Source organism: Arthrobacter agilis (genome assembly GCF_002953615.1).
Taxonomy (GTDB): domain Bacteria; phylum Actinomycetota; class Actinomycetes; order Actinomycetales; family Micrococcaceae; genus Arthrobacter_D; species Arthrobacter_D agilis_B.
On the sequence record NZ_CP024915.1, the window covers coordinates 2,089,881 to 2,101,300 of the forward strand.

The 11,420-nt window shown below is 69.1% G+C and carries 15 protein-coding genes and 1 pseudogene; 4 read left to right on the top strand and 12 right to left on the bottom strand.

Annotation, left to right across the window (positions count from 1 at the left end; all coding sequences use genetic code 11):
- The coding region (locus CVO76_RS10195; protein WP_208739159.1) for a DUF4229 domain-containing protein at positions 1-300 on the bottom strand (300 nt) is incomplete at its 3' end.
- 30 nt (positions 301-330) lie between these two features.
- On the opposite strand from CVO76_RS10195, the gene CVO76_RS10200 reads away from it, so the two are divergent.
- Positions 331-777, top strand: coding sequence for a PLD nuclease N-terminal domain-containing protein (locus CVO76_RS10200; protein ID WP_208739160.1), 447 nt, complete (start codon positions 331-333; stop codon positions 775-777).
- A gap of 376 nt (positions 778-1,153) precedes the next feature.
- Here CVO76_RS10200 and ccsB read toward each other — a convergent pair whose 3' ends face one another.
- The 5 genes from ccsB to CVO76_RS10225 form a co-directional block, all read right to left on the bottom strand.
- On the bottom strand, positions 1,154-2,185 hold the full coding sequence (ccsB, locus tag CVO76_RS10205) for a c-type cytochrome biogenesis protein CcsB (RefSeq protein ID WP_208739161.1): 1,032 nt from the start codon (positions 2,183-2,185) through the stop codon (positions 1,154-1,156).
- Positions 2,182-3,903: a cytochrome c biogenesis protein ResB gene (gene resB / locus CVO76_RS10210; protein WP_244185875.1), complete on the bottom strand. Its 1,722-nt coding sequence runs from the start codon at positions 3,901-3,903 to the stop codon at positions 2,182-2,184. Before resB ends, ccsB begins: the two co-directional genes overlap by 4 nt.
- Before the next feature lie 60 nt (positions 3,904-3,963).
- Positions 3,964-4,755, bottom strand: coding sequence for a cytochrome c biogenesis CcdA family protein (locus CVO76_RS10215; RefSeq protein WP_244185877.1), 792 nt, complete (start codon positions 4,753-4,755; stop codon positions 3,964-3,966).
- A 21-nt stretch (positions 4,756-4,776) separates the two neighbouring features.
- On the bottom strand, positions 4,777-5,346 hold the full coding sequence (locus CVO76_RS10220) for a TlpA family protein disulfide reductase (protein WP_133081570.1): 570 nt from the start codon (positions 5,344-5,346) through the stop codon (positions 4,777-4,779).
- 90 nt (positions 5,347-5,436) lie between these two features.
- The gene (locus tag CVO76_RS10225; RefSeq protein WP_208739162.1) at positions 5,437-6,114 is read right to left on the bottom strand and encodes a histidine phosphatase family protein; all 678 of its coding nucleotides are present in this window, start codon (positions 6,112-6,114) and stop codon (positions 5,437-5,439) included.
- Between the two features lie 159 nt (positions 6,115-6,273).
- On the opposite strand from CVO76_RS10225, the gene CVO76_RS10230 reads away from it, so the two are divergent.
- Positions 6,274-6,831, top strand: a complete 558-nt coding sequence (locus CVO76_RS10230) for a YceI family protein (protein WP_133081160.1) — start codon at positions 6,274-6,276, stop codon at positions 6,829-6,831.
- 201 nt (positions 6,832-7,032) lie between these two features.
- The gene (locus tag CVO76_RS10235) at positions 7,033-7,707 is read left to right on the top strand and encodes a hypothetical protein (RefSeq protein ID WP_208739163.1); all 675 of its coding nucleotides are present in this window, start codon (positions 7,033-7,035) and stop codon (positions 7,705-7,707) included.
- Positions 7,708-7,728: 21 nt separating this feature from the next.
- Here the strand turns inward: CVO76_RS10235 and CVO76_RS10240 are convergent, their stop codons facing one another.
- Positions 7,729-8,436 (bottom strand): redox-sensing transcriptional repressor Rex, encoded by a 708-nt coding sequence (locus CVO76_RS10240; protein ID WP_133081162.1) that lies wholly within the window; start codon positions 8,434-8,436, stop codon positions 7,729-7,731.
- Between the two features lie 140 nt (positions 8,437-8,576).
- Entirely contained in the window at positions 8,577-8,834 is a 258-nt protein-coding gene (locus CVO76_RS10245; RefSeq protein WP_133081163.1) for a glutaredoxin family protein, read from the bottom strand.
- A 55-nt stretch (positions 8,835-8,889) separates the two neighbouring features.
- On the opposite strand from CVO76_RS10245, the gene CVO76_RS10250 reads away from it, so the two are divergent.
- Complete coding sequence (locus CVO76_RS10250) at positions 8,890-9,702, top strand: HAD family hydrolase (RefSeq protein WP_133081164.1); 813 nt, start codon at positions 8,890-8,892, stop codon at positions 9,700-9,702.
- 141 nt (positions 9,703-9,843) lie between these two features.
- Here CVO76_RS10250 and CVO76_RS10255 read toward each other — a convergent pair whose 3' ends face one another.
- From CVO76_RS10255 to CVO76_RS10270, 4 genes and pseudogenes are all read right to left on the bottom strand, one after another.
- Positions 9,844-9,942, bottom strand: coding sequence for a 30S ribosomal protein bS22 (locus tag CVO76_RS10255; protein WP_003792170.1), 99 nt, complete (start codon positions 9,940-9,942; stop codon positions 9,844-9,846).
- 199 nt (positions 9,943-10,141) lie between these two features.
- A complete protein-coding gene (locus CVO76_RS10260; protein WP_133081165.1) occupies positions 10,142-10,354 on the bottom strand; it encodes a helix-turn-helix domain-containing protein in 213 nt (70 codons plus the stop codon).
- Between the two features lie 190 nt (positions 10,355-10,544).
- A complete protein-coding gene (locus tag CVO76_RS10265; RefSeq protein WP_133081166.1) occupies positions 10,545-11,072 on the bottom strand; it encodes an ArsR/SmtB family transcription factor in 528 nt (175 codons plus the stop codon).
- 51 nt (positions 11,073-11,123) lie between these two features.
- Positions 11,124-11,420 (bottom strand): annotated as a pseudogene (locus tag CVO76_RS10270) (acetoin utilization protein AcuC); the annotation flags it as partial.

Below are 11,420 nucleotides of genomic sequence, written 5' to 3' on the forward strand. Positions count from 1 at the left end.
AGCGGTGCCGCGCGGCTTCCGGTCCGCATTGACCGGGGTGTTGGGATCCAGTGCGTCCTCGGCCGCTGCGTCGTCGAGCTCGACCGCGGACCGCACGGGCGGCGCGCCGGGCGTGAAACGCCGCTGCAGGGTGGCGGCGGCGGCGTCCCGGAGGGTGCGGAAGAACAGGTACGTCACGCACCAGGCGAGGATCGCGGCCACCACCGCCGACAGGAACAATCCGAGGCCCAGCAGCACGCACGCCACGTAGAACACGACGATCAGCAGCAGGCGCAGGGCGGTGAATTTGAGGAAGGCCACGCTCCAAGTTTACTCGCCTACAATTGGCGCATGCCCCGCCTCCTGCTCTTCGCCGCGATCCTGGGGGTCGCCGTCGTCATCTATGCACTGATCGACTGCGTCATGAGCCGAAAACACGAGGTGCGGAGCATCTCGAAGACGGCGTGGTTCGTGACCATCCTCATCCTGCCGCTCATCGGGGCCGGGATGTGGTTCCTGTTCGGACGTCCTCGCAGCGAGGGTCCCTCCGGTCCGCGGCGTCCGGCTCCCCGCACGCCCACCGCGCCGGACGACGATCCGGCCTTCCTCCAGAATCTCGAAGCGCAGCGCCGCCAGCGCGCCCGCGAGCAGGAGCGCCGCCGCCGCGAGCAGGAGCAGAAGGAACGCGAGGCCAAGGCCGGCGAGGCCGGCCGGGACACTCCCCCGAAGGACGACAAGCACGACGGCGAAGGCAACGACGACGCCGGGTCCGGTTCCGCGGGAGCCCACCACCCCTGACACCCTGCGTCCGCCTGCCGGGCCCCTGCGGCGCTGCCGAAAGCCCTGGCACCCACTGATCGCGGGCGGCCGCTGGGCAGGTCCGACGCGTCGCATGGCAGGGAGGACCGTCCCATGCGCCCGATCCCGTAGCACCCACTGATCGCGACCGGCCGGTGGGCATGGTCGATCATGCCCGCGGATCGGACCTCATCAGTGGGCGGAAACCGAAGCCGCCCTTCGGGCAGGACCGACGGCGCGACCGACGGACACCCCGGCCGCACGCCATGCTCCCTGCTTGTACCCCCGCCGGAGGGGGCGCTCCCGGACACGCGAGAGCCCCGCGGCATCCACCGCGGGGCTCTCCCGTTCCGACCGGCCGATACGCGGCCCGCGCCTACACTCCCGAGTAGCTGTGGAGCCCCGAGAAGTAGATGTTCACGATCGTGAAGTTGAAGACGATGCAGAGGTACCCGACGATCGACAGCCAGGCGGCACGCGTGCCCGTCCAGCCACGCGTGGCACGGGCGTGGAGGTAGCCGGCGTAGACGGTCCAGATCACGAACGTCCAGACCTCCTTGGTGTCCCAGCCCCAGTAGCGGCCCCATGCCTGCTCGGCCCAGATGGCACCCGCCATGAGGGTGAAGGTCCAGCCGACGAACGCGACGGCGTTGAGCCGGTAGGACAGGTTCTCGAGGCTCAGCGCCGAGGGTACGAGGCGGAGGAACCGCGCGGTGTCCGCCTTGCCGGCGAGGAGTTTGGCCTCGCGGGAGGTCTGCAGGAGCTGCAGCACGGACATGGCGAACGTGATGGTGAACAGCGCCGAGGACGCCACGGCGATGGAGACGTGCACGATCAGCCAGTAGCTCTGCAGGGCGGGGATCAGGCGGGCCACCGGCGTGGGGAAGCCCACGGTGGCGGCGCAGAGCATGATGACCACGAGTCCCACCACGAAGGAACCGACGAAACGCAGATCCTTGCGGGTGAGCGTGATGAGGAAGATGGCGGCGACGAGGAAGGCACCCGTGGTGCAGAACTCGTACATGTTGCCCCAGGGGACACGGTGCGCGGCGATCGCCCGGGTGAGGACGGCGGCGCCGTGGACGACGGCGGCCAGCACCGTCAGCGAGACGGCGATGCGCGCTGAGCGGCGCCGGGGCCCCGACCCGTAGTCCATCGAGGCGTCCGCCGTCGCCGGTGACCCTGCCGCTGCAGCCGTCGAACTCCCGCCTCGTGCGCCCACGCCCGCGAGGGACCGGGCCGGCGCCGCCTGCTCGTCCGCGAGCCGCGTCTCGAGGCTGCCGATCGTGGAGCTCGACTTCACGAGGTCGAGCACGAAGAAGACCAGGGCCACCACGTAGGCGATCGAGGCCAGCAGCATGAAGAGCTCACTGATCTGCCCGAGCTCGGCATTGACTGGTGGTGTCATGACTTGTCCTTTGCGTTGGTGTGCGACTGCCCCGTGCCGGCCGGTGCGGCGTCCTGATGACTATGGTCCCCCGCGCTGCCGGTGGGGACCAAGAAGCGATCCGCCAGCAGCTTCTCGACGGCTGCGCCTTCCGCCGGCAGGCGGTGGTCCTCACCGCGTGCCAGCAGCCCGTACTCGACCATGAGGCGCCCGTCCGGGTGCTCGCCGGTGCGCACCCAGAGCCTGCGGCGCCCGATGAACAGGGACGCCGAGAGTCCGAGCAACGCGAGTGTCGAGAAGACCAGTGCGCCCAGCTCGCCGGGATCGTGATGGATGTCGAGGGCGACATAGCGCTTGAGCCCGTCGAAGGTGACGGAACCCTTGCCCTCGGGCAGGTCGTACGTCTGTCCGACGCCGAGCACGATCCCGCCGTCGTCGTTGTTGCGGCTGTTGAGCTCGGTGAGGTTCTCGGTGTCCAGCACGTAGACGTTCTCGGGCGTCCCGTCGTCGAGCCCTAGGTCCCCGTAGTAGGAGTTCAGGTTCAGCTGCGGGTTGAAGGGGTCCGGGTCCCGCGAGAAGGAGACTCCCTTCTCGTCCACGAAGGCGGTGGGCAGGAAGAATCCGACGAAGCCGAGCTGGTCCGGCTTCGCGTCCGGGGCCTTGATGACGATCAGCGAGGTGTAGAGGCCGTCAGACGGGACCGAGACGACGGGGCCCTGCTGGGCGATGTTCCCCTCGCCGTCACGCACGGTGACGACGGGCGCGTAGCCGTTGCCGACCAGGTAGACGTTGGTGCCGCCGATGGTGATCGGCGCGTTGACCTTGAGGACCTGCTGCGCCTCGTCCTCGCCCGGTCCGTCCTGCGTGGTGACGTTCGCCGTGAAGTCGAGCGGCTGGCCGTAGTGGCTCTCCTGCTCGCGGTCGAAGCGCACGTCGAACGAGTCGAGCCGGATCGAGTACGGCTCCAGCTGGTCGTCGGAGAAGTTGGAGCCCGGGCTGAAGCTGTCGTAGCCGATCAGGGTGTTCACGAAGCTGTCGCCCTCGACGATCACCTTCTGGCCGTTGTAGCCGAAGAGCCCGCCGACGGCGACCGACACCAGGACGCCGATGAGCGAGGTGTGGAAGACGAGGTTGCCGAGCTCCTTGGCGAGGCCGCGTTCGGCGCCGACGGAGGGGCGGTCGGTCCCGGCATCGCGCACGTCGACGCGGTAGCCGCGCTTCCGCAGGACCGCGGCGGCCTGCTCGGCGGCGGACGACGGCGTGAGGCCGGCATCACGCGCCCGGTCGGCAGGAACCTCGAGCGTGCCGTACACGGGCAGGCGGGAGAGCCGCTTGGGCGTACGTGGCGGCGTGGAGCGCACGGCTCGAAGATGCGCGATCGCCCGGGGCACCACGCAGCCGATGAGCGAGATGAAGAGCAGGAGGTAGATCGCCGAGAACCAGACGGACGAGTAGACGTCGAACAGCTGGAACCAGTCCAGCACGGGCCCGGTGTCCGGGTTGTCCTGGATGTACTGCGTGACGACGGCGGGGTTCGCCGGGCGCTGGGGGAACAGCGAGCCGGGAACGGCCGCCACGGCGAGCAGGAGCAGCAGGAACAACGCCGTGCGCATGCTGGTCAGCTGCGTCCACGCCCACCGCAGGGTGCCGAAGACGCCGAGTGAGGGCAGGACGACGTCGGCCCTGGCGCCCGGGGCGCCTGCCGTGTCCCTCGTATCCTGTGAGACGTCCTGCTTCACTGTGCCCTTTCCGAATGATGTCGATTGTTCGCGTGCGTGTCCGGCGGATGCCACCGGTGGTCAGATCGGCAGGACCACGTTGCCGATCAGGAGGTCCTGCAGCTGGGTGATCCAGAAGTTCCAGATGCCGGTCACCATGAGGACGCCCACGAGCACCAGGAGTCCGCCCCCGGCCCGCTGCAGCAGGAGCCGGTGCTTCCGGAAGAAGGCGAGGGCCCCCATGCCGCGGCGTACGCCGAGTGCGATCAGCAGGAACGGAAGGCCCAGGCCCAGGCAGTAGACGAACGTGAGGACCGCGCCCTTGAGTGCCGTCGCGTCGTTCCCGGAGATCGCCAGGAGTTGCACCGCACCGAGCGTGGGGCCGATGCACGGCGCCCAGCCGAGCCCGAAGGTCACACCCAGCAGGGGTGCCCCCAGGAGGCCGGCGGGTACCTTCGCATGGACGCGGCTCTCGCGCTGGAACCAGGAGAGACCGCCCATGAACACGACGCCCAGCAGGATCACGACGACGCCGAACACCTGGATGAGCCACCCCTGGGACACCCTCAGGAAGGCGCCCAACTGCCCGAACAGGGTCCCGTAGGCCATGAAGACGACCGAGAAGCCGAGCACGAAGAGCCCGATCCCGGCCAGCATCCGTCCCCTCTTCTGCTTCTCGAGGTCGACGCCGGTCAGGCCCGTGACGTACCCGAGGTACCCGGGGACCAGCGGCAGGACGCAGGGGGAGGCGAAGGACACCAGACCGGCCAGGAGCGCGACCGGCAGGGCGAGGAGCATGGAGCCGTTGAGCACGGCGTCGGCGAAGGCGTTCCCCGCGGCGAGGGGAACGTGTCCGGCCGTGGCCACCGTCATGGACGGGACGCGGCGGGCGCGCTACTCGGCGAGGGCATCATGGATCAGGGCCTTGAGGGTACCGCGGTCGGCCAGTCCGAGGATCCGGGCGGACACCCGCCCCTCCCGGTCGAGGACGATCGTCGTGGGGACGGCCTGCGGCGGGACGTACTGGGTCATGCCGAGCAGCACTCCCCCGTCCTTGTCATCGAAGCTCGCGTAGGGGATGCCGAAGCTGCGCTCGAACGCCTCTGCGGTGGCCTGCTCGTCGCGGATGTTGACGCCGTAGAACGCTGCGCCCTGCGGCGCGTACTCGTCGTGGAGCGAGACGAGGTCCGCAGCCTCCTCCCGGCAGGGTGCGCAGGCGGCGTACCAGAAGTTGAGCACGGTGACCTGGCCGTCCCAGTCGGCGCTCGAGACGTCCGTCCCGTCGAACAGGGTGCCGGAGACCTCGACGGGCTCACCGCGGTCCGCGGCCGCGTACTCCGTGACGGAGCCGTCCCCTGCGATGTAGTTCTTGCCGTCACCGGCCGCGGCCTGCTGTGCGAGCGGGTCCTCGGCGGCACAGGAGGTGACCACCAGGGAAACCGGCAGCACGACGGCGAGCGCCATGCCCAGTTCGAGCAGGAGGCGGCGCTTCGGGGGACGGGCGGTTGGTGTCACAGCTTCTTCCGATGATTTCTACGACGTGTAGTAATTCTATTACGCCCCGGGGACATTCGCCGCACCGGGCAGCAGGTCGGCGCAGGGCTCGGCGTAGCGCACGCGGCGGACGGAGTCCCCCTCGAAGTCGAGCGACGTGACGGACGTGAGGGTGCACTCGCGCTGGCGCGGGTCGTGCCAGAGCCGGCGATGCTCGGCGGCGAGCCGTGTCACCCAGATGGGCAGCTGGTGGCTGACGAGGATCGCCTCGGCGGGACGGTCCGCCCCTCCGCCCTCCGCGAGTTCGAGGGCGCGGCGGCGGGCGTCGTGCACCCCGAGCATCACCCGCGCCGCCTGCTCGGCGTAGGGCTCCCCCCAGGACGGCCGGAACGGATTGACGAGCAGGGGCCAGTACCTCGGCTGGCGGAGCCTGCTCTTGATCCTCGACATCCCCTCGAAGCGGTTCTCGGCCTCGATGATGCGCTCATCCGTGGCGATCTCCAGGCCCAGCGCCTCGGCGAGGGGGCGCGCGGTCTCCTGGGCCCGCGTCAGGGGGGAGGCCACGAGGTGGACGATGTCGGCACCCTCGTCGCGGCGCTGCTCGAAGTGACCCGTCACCTGCAGGGCCATCTGGCGGCCCAGTTCGGAGAGGTGGAACTCCGGAAGCCTCCCGTAGAGGACGCCCTCGGGATTATGGACCTCACCGTGGCGCACCAGGTGGACGGTTGCTCGCTGCATGGGTCCAGTTTCCCGCATGTCCACGCACGACGGCCAATCGGGGCGCAGTGGACACCGGTACATTTACTTGAACATTCCACCGATTTGTGAAATAAAACATGCATACGCATGCTTCTATCCACTGTAAGCGTCGCCACCACCACTTCTCAGGAGTTCATCATGACTGTCCCCTCAGGCCTCACCTCCGGCACCTGGTCCTTCGATCCCGCCCACAGCGAGGTCGGATTCAGCGTCCGCCACGCCGGTATCAGCAAGGTCCGCGGCTCGTTCAAGGACGTCGATGCGTCCCTCACCGTCGGATCCTCCCTCGAGGATTCCAGCATCACGGCGACCATCAGGACCGCGTCGTTCACCTCGGGCGACGAGAACCGCGACGGGCACGTCAAGGGCGCCGACTTCTTCGACGTCGAGCAGTTCCCCGAGATGACCTTCGTCTCCACCTCCCACACCGGCTCCGGCGAGACCTACGAGATCCACGGAGACCTCACCATCCGCGGGATCACCAAGGCGGTCGTCCTCGACGCCGAGTTCAACGGCGTGGCCGTGGACCCCTTCGGCGCGACCCGCGCAGGCGTCTCCGCCTCCACCACCATCTCCCGCAAGGACTTCGGCCTGACCTGGAACGCAGCACTCGAAGCGGGCGGCGTCCTCGTCGGCGACAAGGTGACCATCACCATCGAAGCCGCCTTCGTGGCTCCCGCCGTCGTCACGGTCTAGTCCCGCATCCCGGCCGCCGGGCCGGCCGGCAGCACGCTCACGGCCGACGTCGTCCCCTGGACGGCGTCGGCCGTTGCCGTCGGCCCCTGTCCGCGGCCGCGGCCGACGAACTAGGCTGACGATGACCGCATCCACGAAAGGCACGTCCATGGGGGCTCCGGCGGGTGGATGGACATTCGAACCGCAACGGAGGACGCAGCGATGAGCACGCCACAGGACGATCCGAACGGGCAGGGCAACAGGCAGGGCGAGGGACAGCCGTGGAGCGCACCCGGCACAGGCGGTACCGGCCAGGGCGGACACGTCCGGCCCGGCGCCTACGGACAGGGCGACGGTGGGGGCCGGTACGACTACCAGTCGGCGCAGCAGCCCTCCAGCTACGCCTACCCGACGCCCCCCGCCGGGGGATCCGGCCCGGCGGACAAAGGTCCCGCACCCGCGGAGGTCCAGCGGGCGTACTACCTCATCCTGGCGGCGGGCATCCTCTACCTCGTGGCGTCCGTCGTCTCGGGCCTGACCACCCCCGTGCCGGATGCTCCGGGAGCATCCATCGGCGTGGGCCTGGGGATCGTCTTCGCGGCCCTCTTCACCGCCGTGTACATCGTGCTGGCCGTCTTCATCAGGAAGGGCCACAACTGGGCGAGGATCACTGCGACCGTGCTGGCAGGGCTGAACGTCCTGTCCGTCCTCAGCAGTTTCCTCCTCCTCCCGCTCGTGGGCCAGGCTGCAGAGGCGACCGGCCAGGCCGCGGTCCAGCCCTCAGGACTCTCGCTCGCCCTGAGCGTGATCGTCATGCTCCTCGGCGTGGCCGGCGTCGTCCTGACCTACGCGAAGCCCGCGCGGCCCTACTTCGCACCGAGGAAGCTCGGCTACTGAGCGGGACCTCCGCAGCGATACCTACTGGGCGCGGGAGATCGGATCGAGGTCCGTCTCCTGCGCCCGCTGCGCGTGATAGGCGAGGATCTGCAGTTCGGTGGACATGTCCACCTTCCGCAGCTGCACGTGCGGCGGCACCTGGAGCACCACGGGCGCGAAGCTGAGGATGCTGGAGATCCCAGCGTCCACCAGGCGGTCGCACAGCTCCTGCGCCACGGCGCCCGGCACGGACAGGACCGCCATGTTGGTGCGGGTCCGCTCCAGCACGGCCTCGAGGTCGTCGACGGCGCTCACGCGGAGGTAGCCGACCTCGGACCCGACGACGAGCTGGTCGGCGTCGAAGATCGCGACGATCTCGAAGCCGCGCGAGACGAAGCCGGAGTAGCCCGCCAGCGCGCGGCCGAGGTTGCCGGCGCCGATGATCGCCACGCGCCAGTCCAGCGTCAGCCCGAGGGCGATCGAGATCTGCCGGTTCAGGTACTGCACCTCGTACCCGACCCCCCGGGTGCCGTACGACCCCAGGTAGGAGAGGTCCTTGCGCAGCATGGGCGAATTGACCCCGGCAGCATCCGCGAGCTCCTCGGAGGACACGCGTTCGATCCCCTCGGCGAGCAGCGAGTTGAGGGCCCGCAGATAGATGGTCAGGCGGGCCACCGAGGCGGGCGGGATATGGCGTGACGAATCACCCACGGGGTGGAGGCCTGGCATGTCCGGCGTTGTCACTGTCATCGGCTCCGTTGCTAGCACCACCGCGAGCGGGCGGTGGTTCCTGGTCCCCCGGCGTCGTCGGGGCGGAAGTAGAACCACTGTATGCCGACGACGCGGGGCCTCCAAGCCGGACCGGCACGCCCTGACAGCACCCGGAGGGCCTAGGACAGCAGCCTGCGCAGCCTCGCCTCGTCGATCGACCAGAAGTCACGCTGCACCCCACCGATGAACAGGACGGGGAGTTCCTCGGCGAACTGCTGCCCGAGTGCCGGGGCATCGGTCACGGACAGTTCCCGCCAGCCGATCCCGAGGTCCCTGGTCACACGGTCCACCACTGCGCGCGCGTCCTCGCAGAGGTGGCAGTCCGGGCGCGTGAGGAGCACGACGCCGCTTCCCGGCGCGTCAGCGGTCGATTCCATGCCTCCACCGTACTGGCGGGGGCAGGCCCGCGGAGCGAAGAACTAGACTCGGAGCATGCCGGACGCCATCCAGGGCACGCAGCCCTCCCCAGAGCCTCCGGCGCCGCCTCCGGGCGAGGCCGCGTTCTTCGACGTCGACAACACCCTCATGCGGGGCGCGAGCCTGTTCCACGTAGCGCGCAAGATGTACCAGCGGAAGGCGTTCACCCTCCGTTTCGCGGCTGGACTGGCCTGGAAGCAGCTGCGCTTCATCATGCGCGGCGAGACGATGACCGACGTGGATGCGGTGCGCGAGGCCGCCCTCGCCTTCGCGATCGGGATCGCCCACGAGGACATCCTGGCCCTCGGCGAGGAGGTCTACGACGAGATGATCGCCTCGAAGATCTGGCCTGGCGCCCGCGCCCTCGCTGAACAGCACCTCTCCTCGAACCGGCAGGTCTGGCTCGTGACCGGCACGCCCGTGGAGGTCGCCGCCGTCATCTCCAGCCGGCTCGGCCTGACCGGCGCGCTCGGGACGGTGGCCGAAGTCATCGACGGGCTCTACACCGGACGGCTGGTGGGCGACTTCCTGCACGGCTCGGCGAAGGCCGCTGCCGTCCTGGCGGTCGCCGAGAGGGAGCACCTCGACCTCGCACGGTGCTGGGGCTACAGCGACTCGTACAACGACATCCCGCTGCTCACCGCTGTCGGCCACCCCGTCGCGATCAACCCGGACAGGAAGCTGCGCCGTCATGCACGCGCCAACAACTGGCCCGTCTACGACTTCCGCAGCGGTCGGCGTGCGGCCACCTTCGGCCTCAGCGCCGCCACGCTCGTCGGGTCCGTCTACGGCCTGTGGCGCGGCTTCTCACGCTTCCGGGGCCGCTGACGCCGCGGCCCGGCTCTGCCCTCTGCGCGATGCCTTCTGCGCGATCCGCAGGGCCGGGGAACGACGACGGCCCGGATCCGACGCCTCGAGGGCGGGGATCCGGGCCGGTCTGCACACCCCGGCTCGTGGCCGGGCGCCTGCCTACTTCTTGTTGCGGCGCTGGTGACGGGTCTTGCGAAGCAGCTTGCGGTGCTTCTTCTTCGCCATACGCTTGCGGCGCTTCTTGATAACTGAACCCATAGAGTCCTCACAAACTTGTTCTGTTGCCAGGGCGGCATCAGGCTCGTAGCCGGAAGGCCGTCCCTGGTCATGACGTCGGCACCTGCCGTCTGGCAGTCGCCCGGATGATGCAATAAATCGAGCGGGCCTAGGCCCGCCCAAAACGCTCCTTAACAGGGTACATCCGTTTGAACAACGGACTGGACGCGCGGACCCGGCCTCAGGCGCTCTCGGACTGGCCCTCGACCTGCGCGGCGAGGAGGAAGGCCTCGACCGCCGATTCGGGGACGCGGTACGAGCGGCCGAACTGCACCGCAGGGAGGTCACCGGCATGGACGAGCCGGTACACCGTCATCTTCGAGACACGCATGAGCTCGGCCACTTCCGCGACCGTCAGGAACTGCACATCCGAGAAGTTGTTCCCGTCTGCCATCTCACCACTTTTCCTTTGCACGAAGGCTGTTGTTCACCCTGAGACCGGCATCGGGGAGGACACCCCTGGAGGGACTCTCCGGCGTGTCGTCCTGAGCTGTCTGGATTTTCGCCTAAGGAACAACTCTAGTGGCTCCTGTGACCAAAGTGAAAGGACTGTGCGTCACCCAGGCGTCCGTCGTGGGAAGGCCCTACGATTCGCGACGCCGCCGCAGCTGCGACAACAGATCCGCGGCACGCTCGGCTGCGCGTCCCATGGTCCTCCCGATGGGCGGCCGGACGGCCTCGACCCCGGTCGGAGGCTGCGGGGCGGCGAGCACCGCTGCAGCCAGCACCCCGGTCTCGGCGATCTCCGCGGCCCCGGCAGCGCCGACATCCGCATCTGTCGCTGCTTCCGGCGTCGCGTCGGCCGATGCCTCCCCGGCCGGTTCCCCGAGGGCCGTACCCGCCTGCGTCGCGGACGCCTCGAAGTCGGCGAGCCAGTTCCGCACGTGGTCGAGCGGCGCCGGATCCAGCGAGTAGTACCGCTTCTGGCCCTGCGCCCTCATGGTGACCAGTCCCGCTTCCCTCAGGACCTTCAGGTGCTTCGACACCGTCGGCTGGCTCACCTGCAGCTCGACAACGAGCTCCCCCACCGCTTTGTCGCCGTCCCGCAGGTTCTTGAGGATCTGCCTGCGTGTTCCTTCGGCGATGACAGCGAAAACATCATCGATACCCATCCGCCTACCCTAGCGATATATACGCCGCCGGGCATCCTGCGACCCGACGCATCAGTCGAACCAGGGATCCAATCCGTGCAGCGGGAACACGGCCTTGCGCGTCGCCATCACCGTGCGGTCCAGGTCATCATCGGGGTCGTAGCCGACCTCCCAGGAACGCCACCACGTATCCGCACCGTCCCCCATCAGGCGGGGTGCATCGATCCCGTGCCGCTCGAGGACGTACTCGCGCCAGGCTGCGGGTACCTCGCTGCCCGGACCCAGTGCGGCGCCCGCCGCGACCGCGACGAGCAGCGTCCAGGCGCGGGGCACCACGCTCGCGAGTGCGTACCCACCCCCTTCCCGCGT